General features: G+C 67.3%; 15 protein-coding genes. 6 read left to right on the forward strand and 9 right to left on the reverse strand.

Annotated features, from left to right (window positions below; translation table 11 throughout):
- Positions 1–36: 36 nt before the first annotated feature.
- The 4 genes from AC1RNC_RS16505 to AC1RNC_RS16520 form a co-directional block, all read right to left on the reverse strand.
- Complete coding sequence (locus tag AC1RNC_RS16505) at positions 37–423, reverse strand: hypothetical protein (protein ID WP_492887418.1); 387 nt, start codon at positions 421–423, stop codon at positions 37–39.
- Positions 420–1,583: an acyl-CoA dehydrogenase family protein gene (locus AC1RNC_RS16510; protein WP_492887419.1), complete on the reverse strand. Its 1,164-nt coding sequence runs from the start codon at positions 1,581–1,583 to the stop codon at positions 420–422. Before AC1RNC_RS16510 ends, AC1RNC_RS16505 begins: the two co-directional genes overlap by 4 nt.
- A gap of 2 nt (positions 1,584–1,585) precedes the next feature.
- Positions 1,586–3,379, reverse strand: coding sequence for an acyl-CoA dehydrogenase C-terminal domain-containing protein (locus tag AC1RNC_RS16515; RefSeq protein WP_492887420.1), 1,794 nt, complete (start codon positions 3,377–3,379; stop codon positions 1,586–1,588).
- 90 nt (positions 3,380–3,469) lie between these two features.
- Complete coding sequence (locus tag AC1RNC_RS16520) at positions 3,470–3,949, reverse strand: MerR family transcriptional regulator (protein WP_125157280.1); 480 nt, start codon at positions 3,947–3,949, stop codon at positions 3,470–3,472.
- Between the two features lie 193 nt (positions 3,950–4,142).
- Between AC1RNC_RS16520 and AC1RNC_RS16525 the strand changes: the two genes are divergently transcribed.
- The gene (locus tag AC1RNC_RS16525) at positions 4,143–4,802 is read left to right on the forward strand and encodes a S24 family peptidase (RefSeq protein ID WP_492887421.1); all 660 of its coding nucleotides are present in this window, start codon (positions 4,143–4,145) and stop codon (positions 4,800–4,802) included.
- Positions 4,803–4,877: 75 nt separating this feature from the next.
- Here the strand turns inward: AC1RNC_RS16525 and AC1RNC_RS16530 are convergent, their stop codons facing one another.
- The 4 genes from AC1RNC_RS16530 to AC1RNC_RS16545 form a co-directional block, all read right to left on the reverse strand.
- Positions 4,878–5,087 carry a hypothetical protein gene (locus tag AC1RNC_RS16530; RefSeq protein WP_492887422.1) on the reverse strand — a complete coding sequence of 70 codons (210 nt, stop codon included), beginning with the start codon at positions 5,085–5,087 and terminating at the stop codon, positions 4,878–4,880.
- A 183-nt stretch (positions 5,088–5,270) separates the two neighbouring features.
- Complete coding sequence (locus AC1RNC_RS16535; protein ID WP_492887423.1) at positions 5,271–6,929, reverse strand: lysine--tRNA ligase; 1,659 nt, start codon at positions 6,927–6,929, stop codon at positions 5,271–5,273.
- Positions 6,930–6,973: 44 nt separating this feature from the next.
- Positions 6,974–8,611: a phosphoglucomutase (alpha-D-glucose-1,6-bisphosphate-dependent) gene (gene pgm, locus AC1RNC_RS16540; protein ID WP_492887424.1), complete on the reverse strand. Its 1,638-nt coding sequence runs from the start codon at positions 8,609–8,611 to the stop codon at positions 6,974–6,976.
- 87 nt (positions 8,612–8,698) lie between these two features.
- The gene (locus AC1RNC_RS16545; RefSeq protein WP_492887425.1) at positions 8,699–9,577 is read right to left on the reverse strand and encodes an isoaspartyl peptidase/L-asparaginase family protein; all 879 of its coding nucleotides are present in this window, start codon (positions 9,575–9,577) and stop codon (positions 8,699–8,701) included.
- 70 nt (positions 9,578–9,647) lie between these two features.
- On the opposite strand from AC1RNC_RS16545, the gene AC1RNC_RS16550 reads away from it, so the two are divergent.
- The 5 genes from AC1RNC_RS16550 to AC1RNC_RS16570 all read left to right on the forward strand — a co-directional run bounded on the left by AC1RNC_RS16550 (position 9,648) and on the right by AC1RNC_RS16570 (position 13,829).
- Positions 9,648–10,646 (forward strand): NADPH:quinone oxidoreductase family protein, encoded by a 999-nt coding sequence (locus AC1RNC_RS16550; RefSeq protein ID WP_492837755.1) that lies wholly within the window; start codon positions 9,648–9,650, stop codon positions 10,644–10,646.
- Between the two features lie 117 nt (positions 10,647–10,763).
- Complete coding sequence (locus tag AC1RNC_RS16555; protein WP_492887426.1) at positions 10,764–11,681, forward strand: WecB/TagA/CpsF family glycosyltransferase; 918 nt, start codon at positions 10,764–10,766, stop codon at positions 11,679–11,681.
- 66 nt (positions 11,682–11,747) lie between these two features.
- Entirely contained in the window at positions 11,748–11,939 is a 192-nt protein-coding gene (locus AC1RNC_RS16560; protein WP_492887427.1) for a hypothetical protein, read from the forward strand.
- 109 nt (positions 11,940–12,048) lie between these two features.
- Positions 12,049–12,939: an SDR family NAD(P)-dependent oxidoreductase gene (locus AC1RNC_RS16565; protein ID WP_492887428.1), complete on the forward strand. Its 891-nt coding sequence runs from the start codon at positions 12,049–12,051 to the stop codon at positions 12,937–12,939.
- On the forward strand, positions 12,936–13,829 hold the full coding sequence (locus tag AC1RNC_RS16570) for a DMT family transporter (RefSeq protein WP_492837749.1): 894 nt from the start codon (positions 12,936–12,938) through the stop codon (positions 13,827–13,829). Before AC1RNC_RS16565 ends, AC1RNC_RS16570 begins: the two co-directional genes overlap by 4 nt.
- Here the strand turns inward: AC1RNC_RS16570 and AC1RNC_RS16575 are convergent.
- On the reverse strand, positions 13,817–14,791 hold the full coding sequence (locus tag AC1RNC_RS16575; RefSeq protein ID WP_492887429.1) for an NAD-dependent epimerase/dehydratase family protein: 975 nt from the start codon (positions 14,789–14,791) through the stop codon (positions 13,817–13,819). The genes AC1RNC_RS16570 and AC1RNC_RS16575 overlap by 13 nt on opposite strands.
- Position 14,792: the final 1 nt, after the last annotated feature.

Below are 14,792 nucleotides of genomic sequence, written 5' to 3' on the forward strand. Positions count from 1 at the left end.
TCGTGTCGTTGAAAGCGCGGTCGTCGGGGACCGGCCTTAGGGTTTCCAGTTGCCGATCGGGTACTTGCCGATGGGCTCGCACTTCAGGCCGCTGGCGCCGGCCTTGGCCCGGTAGTAGAGGCGCGAACCGAACTCGGGCGGCGGCAGCGAGCAAGCGGTGAAGCCAGAGGTCGTGACCTCCAGCTTCCACTCGGCGATCTTCGAGCGCAGCAGCGTGTTGCAGACGTCCTTGCCGGGCGGCGTCAGCGGCAGCTTGAAGGCGCCAGGTTGCGGGCGTTTGCCGACCAGCTCGCCGGAGAAGGTCAGGGGGCGCGGACCGGGCGCGGCGCGCACGCAGACCACGGCCGAACGGGCGTCGGCCTGAGCGGAAGCCGGCGCGGCGGCGGGACCGGCCAGCAACACGATGAGAGGCAGTACGATCACAGCGTCCTCGCGATCAGGAGTTTCATGATCTCGTTGGTGCCGCCGTAGATGCGCTGGATGCGGCTGTCCTTGTACATGCGCGCGATCGGGTACTCGTTCATGAAGCCGTAGCCGCCGAACAGCTGCAGGCAGCGGTCGACGATCTTGTTTTCCAGGTCCGAGACCCAGTACTTGGCCATCGAGGCGGTGGCCGCGTCCAGCTTGCCGGCCAGGTGCTGCTCGATGCAATGGTTGGTGAAGACGCGGGCCACGGTCGCCTCGGTCTTGCACTCGGCCAGGACGAACTGGGTGTTCTGGAAATCGATGATCGCCTTGCCGAACGCCTTGCGGTCCTTGACGTAGGCGATGGTCAGCTCCAGCGCGCGCTCGATCGTCGCCATGCCCTGCACGGCGATGTTCAGGCGTTCCTGCGGCAGCTGGCCCATCAGCTGGAAGAAGCCCTGGCCCTCGTCGGTTCCCAGCAGGTTCTCGGTCGGGACCTTCACGTCGTTGAAGAACAGCTCGGAGGTGTCCTGGGCCTCGTGACCCAGCTTGTCGAGATTGCGGCCACGCTCGAAGCCTTCGGTTCCGTCGGTCTCGACGATCAGCAGGCTGGTGCCGCGCGCCCCGCCGGCCGGGTCGGTCTTGGCGACGACGATGATCAGATTGGCCGTCTGGCCATTGGTGATGAAGGTCTTGGAGCCGTTGATGACGTACTGGTTGCCGACCTGCTTGGCGGAAGTCTTGATGCCTTGCAGGTCCGAACCGGCGCCCGGCTCGGTCATGGCGATGGCGCCGACCAACTCGCCGGTGGCCAGGCGGGGCAGCCAGCGCTGCTTCTGCTCTTCCGTGCCGTAGTGAAAGATGTACGGCATGACGATGGCGTTGTGCAGGCTGATGCCGAAGCCGTCGACGCCCTTGCGGCCCAGCATGTCCATCAGCACGACCTCGTGGCGATAGTCGCCGCCGGCTCCGCCGTACTGATCGGGCGTGGAGAGGCCGAGCAAGCCGGCCTCCCCCGCCTTGGTCCACATGTCGCGGTCGACGCAATGGTTCTTGCGCCATTTCGCGACCGTCGCTTCCGGCGCGTGCTCATCGAAGAACTTGCCCACCGCGTCCTCGAAGATCGCGATGTCCTCTTCGGCCATGAAGGCGGGCTTTTCGACGTTGAGCACGCTCATGATCAGAAGGCCTCCGCGGGCAGCGTCATCAGGGTCGCCGAACCGGTCTTCAGCTTGGCCAGGTGTGCCCCGGCGTCAGGCAAGATGCGTTCGATGAAATAGCGGCCCGTGACCAGCTTGGTCGTGAAGAACGGGTCGGACGAGCCGGCCGCGATCTTGGCGTTGGCCGCCTTGGCCATCAACGCCCACATGTACGCCAGGCCGGTCAGGCCGAAGAGGTGCATGTAGTCGGTCGAGGCCGCGCCGGCGTTGTCGGGGTTCTGCAGGCCGTTCTGCATCAGCCACATGGTGCCGTCCTGCAGCTGCGCCTTCACGCCCGCCAGGGCTTCGATGAAGGGCTTCAGGCTCTCGTCGGCGTCGTTCTCGCCGATGAACTGGTCGATTTCCTGGAAGAAGGTCATGACCGCGCGGCCGCCCTTGGAGGCCAGCTTGCGGCCAACCAGGTCCAGGGCCTGGACGCCATTGGTGCCTTCGTAGATCAGGGCGATGCGGCAATCGCGCATGAACTGGCTGACCGGGAAGTGCTCGGTGAAGCCGCTGCCGCCGTGCACCTGCACCGCGTTGGAGCAGACCTCGAAGCCCTTGTCGGTCAGATAGCCCTTCAGCACCGGCGTCATCAGGCCCATGTAGTCGGCCGACTTCTCGCGCACCGCCGCGTCCGGGTGGACGTGCGAGAGGTCGCCGTGCAGGGCGGTCCAGAACAGGAAGGCGCGACCGCCCTCGATCAGGGCCTTGCTCTCCAGCAGCATGCGGCGGACGTCCGGGTGGACGATGATCGGATCGGCCGGGCCGTCGGCGTTCTTCGGGCCCGTCAGCGAGCGGCCTTGCAGGCGGTCCTTGGCGAAGGCGACGGCGGCCTGGTAGGCGGCCTCGCCCTGGGCCACGCCCTGCATGCCGACGCCCAGGCGGGCCTCGTTCATCATCACGAACATGATCTTCAGGCCGGCGTTTTCCTCGCCGATCAGATAGCCCTCGGCGTCGTCGTACTGCATGACGCAGGTGGCGTTGCCGTGGATGCCCATCTTCTCTTCCAGGCCGACGCACTTGACGCCCTGGTTACGCTCGCCGACCGAGCCGTCGGCCTTGGGGAAGAACTTCGGCACGATGAACAGGCTGATGCCCTTCACGCCGGCCGGAGCGCCCTCGATACGGGCCAGGACGAGGTGGACGATGTTGTCCGACATGTCGTGCTCGCCGGCCGAGATCCAGATCTTCTGGCCGGTGATCTTGTAGCTGCCGTTCGCCTGCGGGACCGCCTTGGTGCGCAGGAGACCCAGGTCCGTGCCGCAGTGGGGCTCGGTCAGGTTCATGGTGCCGGTCCATTCGCCGCTCACCATCTTGGGCAGGTAGGTCTGCTTCTGTTCGTCGGTGCCGCCCGTATGGATGGCCGAATAGGCGCCGTGGGCCAGGCCCGGATACATCGAGAAGGCCATGTTGGCCGAGCTCGACATCTCGCTGAAGGCCAGGTTGACGACGTAGGGCAGGCCCTGGCCGCCATAGGCGGGATCCGAGCCCAGGCCGGTCCAGCCGCCTTCGCACAGCTGCTTGTAGGCGTCCTTGAAGCCCGGCGGGGTGGTGACGAGGTTGGTGGCCGGATCCAGCTTGCAGCCGGTCTTGTCGCCGACCGTGTTCAGCGGGGCCAGGACTTCGCCGGTGAACTGGGCGGCGGCCTCGAGGATCTGCTCCACGGTCTCGAAAGGCGCGTCGGAGAAGCCGGGCAGATCGCCGTGCTGATCGATGTTGAGCACGTCACGCAGGATGAAGGCGTGGTCGCGAACGGGCGGCTGGTAAGTCATGAAACGGTCCTGGCTAGGATCGGGAGGAAAAACGGATGTGCGGTCGCCGTCTCTCGCGCGTCTTGCACGGAGGCGGCGTCGCGGAAGGTCTTACTTGCCCAGCATGGCTTCGGCGTGACCGTCGAGGCGGGCGCGCAGCACCTGTTCGTAGTCGGCCGCGCGGGGCAGCAGGTCGGGTCGGATCTCGGCGAGGCGACGTTCCAGGCGGTTGCAGGCTTCGCGCAGCTCGATCAGGGCGTTGTCGATGTCTTCGCGCTGTTGCTCCAGTGCGTTGGCGCGTTCACGGAACTTCTTCAGCGAGCGGGCCATCTGCGCCGCGCCCTCGTCGTTCTCGTCATAGAGGTCGAGCAGTTCGCGGATCTCGGTCAGCGACAGACCCACGCGCTTGCCGCGCAGGATCAGCTGCAGGCGGACGCGATCCTTGTGGGAATAGACGCGGTTCAGGCCCTCGCGGGCCGGATTCAGCAGGCCCTTGTCCTCGTAGAAGCGCAGGGCGCGCGGCGTGGCTTTGAATTCGTTGCAGAGCTGGCGGATCGTGAAGGTCCGCTCGGGGCGTCGCAGGTCGGCCATGGATGGAAACCTCCCAATGAAGAGGGCCTGGCTACCGCGGCCGGGCCGCTTTATTATCGCTGATCACCCTAAACCCGATCCCAGGCAGACGTCAACGCTTACGTAAACGTCAATCCGAGGATCAGCGATAGGTTTACTTTCCTAGCCCGCGAGGCGTATTTTCCTCGGTAAGACAGCGCTCAAGGAGGCGTCAGTGGCGACCCTCTCTCACGGCGAAATCTGGCGGGCCATCGACGCCCTGGCCGAGCGTTTCGACATGACGCCCTCGGCCATGGCCCGCATGGCGGGCCTGGATCCCACCAGCTTCAACCGCTCCAAGCGCGGCTCGGCCGAAGCCGATGGCCGCGCGCGCTGGCCCTCCACCGAGAGCCTGGCCAAGCTGCTGGAAGCGACGGGGGTCAATTTCTCGGAGTTCGCGGCCCTGACCGAACGCACGCCGGTGCGGACGCCTAGCGGGATGCTTGGGCGCGCGCGCGGCGCGCCGCTGATCGGCCTGGCCCAGGCCGGGCAGGACGGGTTCTTCGACGATGCAGGTATGCCGGTCGGGGCCGGCTGGGACGAGGTCGCCGCCCCGGATCTGGGCGAGGGCCTGTTCGCGCTGGAAGTGACGGGCGCCGAGCTCGCGCCGGTCTATCGCGACGGCGACCGCCTGCTGGTCTCGCCTAATCAGGAGCCGCGCAAGGGCGACCGCGTGGTGGCGCGGACGAACGCTGGCGAGGTGCTGGTGCGGGAGCTGGGGCGGGTGACGGCCCGAACCCTCGAACTTGTCGCCCTGGACCACTTGGGCGCACCCCGCCTGCTTTCGCGGGACGAGGTCGCCTGGGTCGCGCGGATCGTCTGGGTCAGCCAGTAGGGCCGACCCTATAGTCGCATTTTTGCTTGGCGCGCGACGGCCGCCGAAACCGGCGACCACTTTCGGCTATCGCGCTTACGTGCGCGGGCAGTTGGCGTGGCTGTCGAGCAGCCAGGCGATCAACGGACCGGCCGAGGGATCCTCGCACGACACGTCCAGGCGGTACGACGCCCAGGTGTCGTTGTGCGCGGCCTCGACATGGGCGTCGGGGAACTGCTGGATGATCCCGCCCAGAAGGGAATCGAATTCCTGACGGTCGGCGGGGCGGAGAGTGAACGAAGCCATGGTCCTAAACCTTGATGACTGATCTTGGTTCTGATGGTCCGAACCTAGACTCCGAAAGGTGGTCGGACCCTTAACCGCGTTTTCAGACTTCGTTCATTTTCAAGGACATGGTGTCGCAGGGCGCGCGGATTCACCCGGCGCGCGCAAGCAGCGCCGTTGACGCCGCGCGACGCGGGAGCGGGATTAGCCCAGCTTCTCTTCGATCAGCGCGATCGTCCGGTCGATGCCGAAGATCGCCGCGAACGAGCCGAAGCGCGGGCCCTGGCTCTGACCCAGCAGCACCTCGTACAGCGCCTGGAACCAGGCGCGGAGCGGGTCGAAGCCGTGGGTCTTGCCGACCTCGAAGACCTCGTTCTGGATCAGCTCCGCGTCCGGCGCGTCGGCTGGCATGGCTTTCAGCTTGGCCAAGAGGTCCAGCATCGCGGCGCGCTCCTGGTCGGTCGGGGCGCGGAAGGACTTCGTCGGTTTGACGAAGTCCTCGTAGTAGTTGATCGCGTAGCCGGCCAGGCGGTCCAGCAGCGGCTGGGTTTCCGGCGAGGCGCCCGGGATGTAGCGCGACAGGAAGCCCCAGAGGATCTCCTTGGTCGAGGCGTCGGCGGCCGAAACCAGATTCAGCATCAGGCTGAACGACACCGGCGAGCCGTGTTGCGGCGGGCGGCCCGAGTGGATGTGCCAGACGGGATTGTCCAACTGCTTGGCCGGCTCCTGGCGCTGGAAGGCGTCCAACTGCTGCAGGTACTCGTCGGTCGCCTTGGGGATGACGTCGAAATAGAGCTTCTTGGCCGACTTGGGGCTCTGGAACATGTAGTACGACAGGCTCTCCGGCGCGCCGTAGCGCAGCCAGTCCTCCATCGACAGGCCGTTGCCCTTGGACTTGGAGATCTTCTGGTTGTTCTCGTCCAGGAAGAGCTCGTAGTTGAAGCCTTCCGGAGGCACGCCGCCCAGGGCCCTGCAGATCGCGCCCGAGGCCTTGACCGAGTCGATCAGGTCCTTGCCCGACATCTCGTAGTCGACGCCTAGAGCGGTCCAGCGCATGGCCCAGTCGGGCTTCCACTGCATCTTCACGTGGCCGCCGGTGACCGGGACCTCGACCTTGCTGCCGTCCTCGTCCTCGAAGACGATCGTGCCCTTCTCGACGTTGCGCTCCAGGGTCGGAACCTGCAGCACCTTGCCGGTGGTTGGGCTGACCGGGAGGAACGGCGAATAGGTCGCGCGGCGCTCTTCGCCCAGGGTCGGCAGCATGACCTTCTGGATAGCGTCGAAGCGCTCCAGGGCGATCAGCAGCGTCGCGTCGAACAGGCCGCTCTTGTAGCACTCGGTCGACGAGACGAACTCGTACTCGAAGCCGAAGCCGTCCAGGAACGCGCGCAGGCGGGCGTTGTTGTGGGCGCCGAAGCTGTCATGGGTGCCGAACGGGTCGCGGACGACGGTCAGCGGCTTGCCCAGGTCCTCGATCAGCGGCTGCTTGTTCTCGATGTTGTCGGGGACCTTGCGCAGGCCGTCCATGTCGTCGCTGAACGCGATCAGTCGCGTGGGGATGTGGTCGTCGACCAGCGCGCGGAAGGCCTGGCGCACCATGGTCGTGCGCGCCACCTCGCCGAAGGTGCCCAGGTGCGGCAGGCCCGAGGGACCGTAGCCGGTCTCGAAGATCACGGCCTTGGAGAGGGCCGGATAGGCTTTCACCGCCTCGTCGGCCTTGCCGGCGTCGATCAGGGCCTTGGCGGCTTCCTGGTCGGCGCGGTCGGGAAGGCGCACGCGCAGGACGCGGGCGATGGTGGCGCGCGCCTGCTCGAACGGCCAGGAGCGGGCTTCGCGGGCGAGGGGGGAGAGGCCTTCAAACATGCGGGGCGGTATAAGCGGTGTGGGCGCGAAGGGCCAGCTTTGCGTCAGCCCTTCAACGCCCCGGCCACCACCTCACGCGCCTCGGCCTGGACCTGCTTCAGGTGATCCGGCCCCAGGAACGACTCCGCGTAGATCTTGTAGACGTCCTCGGTGCCCGAGGGGCGCGCGGCGAACCAGGCATTTTGCGTCACAACCTTCAGGCCGCCGATCGCCTCGCCGTTGCCGGGGGCGTTGGTGAGGATGTCGGTGATCGGCTCGCCGGCCAGAGTCTTGGCGCTGACGTCACTGGGGCTGAGCTTGGACAGGCGCGCCTTCTCCTCGCGAGTCGCCGGGGCGTCTACGCGGGCGTAGGATGGAGCGTCGTACTTCTTGGTCAGGTCGGCGTAGAGCTGGCTGGCGCTCTTGCCCGTTCTGGCCTGGATCTCGGCGGCCAGCAGGGCCAGCTGGATCCCGTCTTTGTCGGTGGTCCACACCGAGCCGTCGTGGCGCAGGAAGGCCGCGCCGGCCGATTCCTCGCCGCCGAAGCCGACCGAACCGTCCAGCAGGCCGGGCACGAAATATTTGAAGCCGACCGGCACCTCGAGCAGGCGGCGGCCGAGCCCGGCCACCACACGATCGATCATCGAGGACGAGACCAGGGTCTTGCCGACAGCGACGTCCGCGCCCCAGCCTGGGCGGTGGGTGAACAGGTACGAGATCGCCGCGGCCAGATAGTGGTTGGGGTTCATCAGCCCGCCGTCGGGCGTGACGATGCCGTGGCGGTCGGCGTCGGCGTCGTTGCCGGTGGCGACGTCATAGGCCGCGCCGCCCTTCATGATCTCGATCAGGTTGGCCATGGCCGACGACGACGAGCAGTCCATGCGGATCTTGCCGTCGGTGTCGAGCGGCATGAACGCCCAGCGCGGATCGACCGCGGCGTTGACCACCGTCAGGTTCAGCCCGTGGCGTTCGGCGATCTCGCCCCAATAGGCCACGGCCGCCCCGCCCAGCGGATCGGCGCCGATGCGCACCCCCGCCGCGCGGATGGTCTCCACGTCGATGACGCTGGGCAGGTCGTCGACATAGCGGGCGAGGAAGTCATACCGGCCCGCGGCCTTGTGGGCCTCGTCGAAGCTGACGCGCTTCACGCCCGCCAGGCCCTGGGCCAGCAGGTCGTTGGCGCGGGCGGCGATGGCCGAGGTCGCGTCGCTGTCGGCCGGGCCGCCGCTCGGTGGATTGTACTTGATGCCGCCGTCGCGGGGCGGGTTGTGCGACGGCGTCAGCAGCAGGCCGTCGGCCCGCGCCGCGTTCTTACGGTTGTGCGTCAGGATGGCGTGCGAGACCGCCGGGGTCGGGGTGAAGCCGTCGCGGCTGTCGATCAGCGCGGTGACGCCGTTGCCGGCCAGGACTTCCAGCACCGAGCGGAAGGCCGGCTCCGACAGGCCGTGGGTGTCGCGGCCGACGAAGATCGGGCCGGTGATCCCCTGGGCCGCGCGATGCTCGACCACGGCCTGGGTGACGGCCAGGATGTGGTTCTCATTGAAGCCGCCGTCCAGGCTGGAGCCGCGGTGACCCGAGGTGCCGAACACCACCTTCTGGGCGGGGTTGGCGACATCGGGCTTGATCTCGAAATAGGCGCTGGTCAGCGCCTCCAGGTCGATCAGATCCTCGGGAAGAGCGCGAAGGCCGGCGCGGCTGTGCATGAAGACCCCAGGTTATGGTTCGACGTCGGACGGCGACGGCCAACCCCTAGAGGCGGTTCAAGACGATTTCATCAACTATCTGCGGCTTCAGAACGCTTCGCTGACGATCGTTCCGTCCAGCAGCAGCGCCGCCCGCTTCAGGCCGCTCGACGCGAACGGCATGGCGATATCGCCTTTCCGATCCACGCAGACCAATCCGCCATGGCCGCCCAAGTCCGCCACGCCCTGGATCGCCGCCCGCGCCGCGCTTTGCAGGCTCTCGCCGCCGAACCGCACCCTGTGGGCGATCTGGGCGGCGACGGCCGTGCGGATGAAATACTCGCCCTGGCCGGTGCAGGAGACCGCCGCATGGCCATCGGCCCATGCGCCGGCCCCGATGATCGGCGAATCCCCGACCCGGCCCGGCCGCTTGCCGAACACCCCGGCCGTCGAGGTCGCGGCCGCCAGCCGGCCCTCGGCGTCGCGAACCACGCAGCCGACGGTGCCGGTCGGCAAGGCGTCCGGCGGATGATTGTCCTCGAACGCCCCGGCGCGGGTGAACCAGGCTTCCGGATCCTCGACCCTTTCCAGTCCCCGGTCGCGGGCGAAGTCGATCGCGCCCTGGCCGGCCAGCATCACGTTGGGGGTCTCTTCCATCACCGCTCGGGCGGCCAGGATCGGGCTCTTGAAGCCCTGCAGGGCGGCCACCGAACCGGCCCGCAGGGTGGGGCCGTCCATCAGGCTGGCGTCCAGCTCGTACGCGCCATCGGCGTTGGGCGATGCGCCCTTGCCGGCGATATAGAGACCGCTGGCCTCCAGAGCGACGACGGTCTCGACCGCGACGTCCAGGGCGCTGGCCCCAGCGGCCAGCCGGTCGCGGGCCGTCTCGACCAGGCCGCGCATATGGGCGATCTCGACGGTGTAGTCGTGGCCGCGCTTGGCCCCCGCGCCACCGTGCAGGGCGAGACTAAAACGGTTGTTTGACATTCTGCTTCCTTGGCCCGGCGTCCCGCGCTAGCGTCCGGCCCTCTTAATCAAGAAACCTGGGAGAGGCGATATGAAGGCGGTGCTCAGCAAGGAAGTCGGCGGTCCCGAGACCCTGGTGCTGGAGGAGCTGCCCGATCCTGTCGCCGGCCCCGGTCAGGTGCTGATCGACGTCAAGGCCTGCGGGGTCAACTATCCCGATGTCCTGATCATCGAGGACAAGTACCAGTTCAAGCCGACGCGGCCGTTCGCGCCGGGCGGCGAAGTGTCGGGCGTGATCGCCGCGGTCGGCGAGGGCGTCACCCGCTTCAAGGTCGGCGACCGTGTGCTGGCCTCGACCGGCTGGGGCGGTTTCGCCGAGAAGCTGGCCCTGGAAGAGCAGCGCTGCACCCCCATTCCTGACAACATGCCGTTCGACGAGGCCGCCGCCTTCGTCCTGACCTATGGCACTTCTTACTACGCCCTGAAGGACCGCGGCGCGCTGAAGGCCGGCGAGACCCTACTGGTTCTGGGGGCCGCCGGGGGCGTGGGCCTGGCCGCCGTCGAACTGGGCAAGGCGGCGGGGGCGCGTGTTATTGCCGCAGCCTCCAGCCAGGAGAAGGTCGATCTGGCCATCAAGCACGGCGCCGACAGCGGCGTCGTCTATCCGCGCGGCCCGTTCGACAAGGACGGCCAGAAGGCGCTGGCCAACCTGATCAAGGACGCCTGCGGACCCAATGGCTGGGACGTCGCTTATGACGCCGTCGGCGGCGACTATTCGGAGGCGACGATCCGCGCCGCCGGCTGGAACGGCCGCTTCCTGGTTATCGGCTTCCCGTCGGGGATTCCGAAAATCCCGTTGAATCTCACGCTGTTGAAGTCTTGCGACATCGTCGGGGTGTTCTGGGGCGCGGCGGTGGCGCGCGATCCCAAGGGCCACGCCCAGAACCTCAAGGACCTGATGGGCCTCTATGCCGAGGGCAAGATCAAGCCCTACGTTTCCGAGCGCTTCCCGCTAGCCCGGGCGGGCGAGGCCATCGCCCACCTCTCCAGCCGCAAGGCCATGGGCAAGGTGGTGATCACGGTTGAATAGAATGGTTGCCTAGAATGGTGAACGCCGTCGTGGTTAAATCTCGCTAAGTATCCTTTTTAGCAAAGGAAACACGACATTCCCGCAGAGTGCTCCTCAAGACTAGGAGACTCTGCGGCGATGTTCGTCCCCCAGGAACAGAGCGGAATGAACGACGCGGCGCCCGCCGCGCCGCGCCGACCCTATCGCCTGACGCGCCGCCCCGAGGAGCGTGTGCGCGTGCTCGGCGGGGTCATGGATCTGGTGCGCCCGGAAGAGGTGTTCCATTTCGTCACCGGCAAGCTGGAAGCACGCCAGAGCGTCATCGTCGCCAACCACAACCTTCACAGCCTCTATCTGATCGGCAAGGATCACCAGGTCGGCGCGTTCTACAAGCAGGCCGACCTGATCGAGGTCGACAGCGTGCCACTGATCTTCTGGGCGCGGCTGGTGGGCCGGGCCAGCCGGCGCTTCCACCGCTGCACCTATCTGGACTGGCGTGACGACTTCTGGTCCCTGGCCACGCGGAAGAACTGGAAGGTTTTCTTCGTTGGCGGCGCCCCAGGCGTGGCCGAGAAGGCCATCGAGCGCATCCATCAGGACTATCCGACCGCCCAGATCGCCAGCCATCACGGCTATTTCGACGTCAAGCCCGGCTCGGCCGCCAACGACGCGGTGATCGAGGCCATCCGCGACTACGCGCCGGACATCGTACTGGTCGGCATGGGCATGCCGCGCCAGGAAATCTGGACGCTGGAGAACCACAAGGCCTACGGCCCGGCCGCGACCTTCACCGTGGGCGGCGCCTTCGACTACGAAGCCGGCGTCCAGAAGGCCGCGCCGCGGTGGATGGGCCCGATGGGCATGGAATGGTTGTTCCGGCTGATGGTCGATCCGCAGCGCCTGTTCTCGCGCTACTGCGTCGAGCCCTGGTCGCTGGTCGGCCTGGCCTGTCACGATGTGGTCCGGGCGCTGGGCAGGCGCGCGGCGAGCGATACCCGCGCGGCGGAAAACGCCCGGTGGGAGCAAATGCGTGCGCGCAACGAGGGAGCGCGCTAGAATGATGTGGCCTGTGGGGGCCGAGATCACCGTTACGGTGATCTCGAAAGAGGGGCTTGGGGGATAATGGGTCTGGATATTCGCGTCATGACGCTGGAGGCCAACGAGCGCTCCGGCTTCGCTCACCGCGCCGTCGCCGGCGTGGGCCTGGTCGGGCTGGGTCTGGCGTGGGCCGTTCTGCTGATCCCGTGCATGATCTGGCTGGCCGCCAGCCACCTGGGGCGCCGCCTGCAGCCGCTGGTTCGCCGCCCGGCCTGATTTCATCTCCCGTCCGGGTCCAAGACCCCTAGCCAACGACCGTTTGCTCCGCGAATATGATCATTGATCACTGACCCGCGAAGAGGTCGGGGACGCGGAGGAAATTTCCATGGTCGGACGTCTGGACGGCAAGGTCGCCGTCGTCACCGGGGGCTGCTCGGGCATCGGGCTCGGCGCGGTCGAGTTGTTCGTGGCCGAGGGGGCGAGCGTGATCGCCGCCGATCTGCAGGCCGAAAAGGGCGAGATGTTGGAGAAGCGTTTCCCCGACAGCGTCCGCTTCTCGCGCTGCGACGTCACCTTGGAAGACGATCTGGCCAGGACCATGGCCATGGCCGAGGAGAGCTTCGGCGGCCTCGACATCCTGTTCAACAACGCCGGCCACGGCGGCACGCCCGCCGCCGTTCCCGAACTGACGGTGGAGGGCTGGGACAAGACCTTCGCCCTTCTGGTGCGCGGTCCGGCCATCGGCATGAAGCACGCCCTGCCGCTGATGCTGAAGCGCGGCGGCGGCTCGATCATCAACACCGCCTCGATCGCGGGCCTGCAGGCCGGCTTCGGACCGCTGGCCTATTCGGCGGCCAAGGCGGCGGTGATCCACATGAGCCGATGTGCGGCGGCCGAGCTGTCCCCGCTGAAGATCCGGGTCAACGCCATCTGCCCGGGCCTGATCGCCACCTCGATCTTCGGGGCCTCAATGGGTCTGCCGCGTGAGGTCGCCGACCAGATGGCCGCCCAGATCGCCTCGATCGGTCCCAAGATCCAGCCGATCCCCAAGTCGGGCCTGCCCGAGGACATCGCCGCCGCCGCCCTCTACCTGGCCAGCGATGATTCCCAGTTCGTCACCGGAACCCACATCGTCGTCGACGGGGGCATCACGGTTGGTCCGCGCAGCGCGTGGGACAAGAACACGCCCTCGCCGATCCTGGCGGCCATGGGCATCACGCCCGAACAGGCCGAGGCGATGCGCGCCCAGCTGGTGGCCTCCGGCGCGGCGGGGTGACCCTCACGCCGAACCTGCGCGGCGCGCTGTGGATGCTGGCCTCCGCGGTCGGCTTTACGGCGATGACCACCCTGATCAAGTTCCTGGGACCCGGCTATCCGGCCGCGCTGCAGACCTTCTACCGGCAGCTGGCGGGGGTGCTTGTGCTCCTGCCGCTGATGGCCCGCGACTGGCGCGCGGCGTTCCGGACGACCCGGCCGGGCATCCTGATCTTCCGATCCAGCGCCGGAGTGCTGGCGCTGATCATGGGCTTCTACGCCTATCAGAAGCTGCCGCTGGCCGACGCCAACGCGCTGTCGTTCACGCGGACGCTCTGGCTTGTCCCGCTGGCCGCCTTCGTGCTGCGCGAGCCGATCGGACCCTTGCGGATCGGCGCGGCCCTGGTCGGCTTCGCTGGCGTGCTGATCATGCTGAGGCCCGGCTCGGGCGGGGCCGCCGCCTGGATCGGCTGGCCCCAGGCCTGCGCCCTGATCTCGGCCTTCCTGTTCGCCCTGACCATCACCGGCATGAAGGTCATGACCCGCGACCACAGCCCGTTCGTGTTGCTGGTCTACGCCGCCGTGCTGGGCCTGGTGTTCGCCATCCCTCCAGCCCTGTTCGTCTGGCGGTGGCCGACCCTGCCGGACCTGGGTCTGCTGGCCGCCATGGGCGTGATCGGCACCTTGACCCAAGGCGCCTACATCAAGGGCATGGAGGCCGGAGAGGCGGCGGTCATGGCCCCGATCGACTATACCCGGCTGGTTTTCGCCGTGGGCGCGGGCTTACTGCTGTTCCACGAGGTTCCCAAGCCGGCGGTGATCGTCGGCGCGGCGATCGTGGTCGCGTCGACCCTGTTCATCTCCTGGCGCGAGCACCAGCTGTCGAGGCGGGCGATGCTTCAGCCGGCGTAGCTTCTCCGCCATTGGACGAACCTGGCCAGGCCTTCGGCCAGCTTGACCTTGGGTTGGTAGCCGCAGAGAGCCTGGAGCTTGTCGATATTGGCGAAGGTCGCTGGCACGTCGCCGGGCTGCATTGGCAGGAAGACCTTCTTGGCCTCGATCCCGAGCGCGGCTTCCAGCGTCGAGATCATGTCCAACAGTCCGACCGGATCGTTGTCGCCGATGTTGTAGACCTCATGCCCGCCTTGGGCCGGCGGATGGTCGAGCACGCCCAGGATGCCGTCGACGATGTCGTCGATATAGGTGAAGTCGCGGGCCATCTTGCCCTCGCCATAGACCTCGATCGTCTCACCCTTCAGCATCTTCTCGGTGAAACCGTAATAGGCCATGTCCGGCCGGCCCCAGGGGCCATAGACGGTGAAGAACCGCAGGCCCGACTGCGGAAAGCCGTAGAGCTGGGCGTAGCTCTGGCTCAGCAGTTCGCACGAACGCTTGGTGGCGGCGTACAGCGATACGGGGGTCTCGGCCGGGTCGGTTTCGCGGAAGCCGTCGCCGTTCAGCGGCCGGTCGCCATAGACGCTGGACGAGGAGGCGTAGACCAGGTGCTCGGCCCCGGCATGGCGGCAGGCTTCCAGCACCGACAGGTGGCCGGCCAGGTTGCTGCGCTCGTAGGCGAACGGGTTCTCGATCGAGTAGCGGACCCCGGCCTGGGCGGCCAGGTGGACGACCCGCTTGGCGCCCGAGGTCTTCACCAGTTCGGCGAAGGCCTCGTGCTCGGCGATGTCCATGCGGACCATCGTGAAGCCGTCGCGGCCTTCCAGCCGCGCGGCCCGGGCCGCCTTCAGCGCCGGGTCGTAATAGGTGTTGAACACGTCGACGCCGATCACCGTCTCACCGCGATCCAGCAGGCGCTCGGCCACGTGGTAGCCCACGAAGCCCGCCGCGCCCGTGACGATGATCGGAGTCTTGCCCATG

The organism is Caulobacter sp. GW822-FHT01G02 (assembly GCF_058802865.1).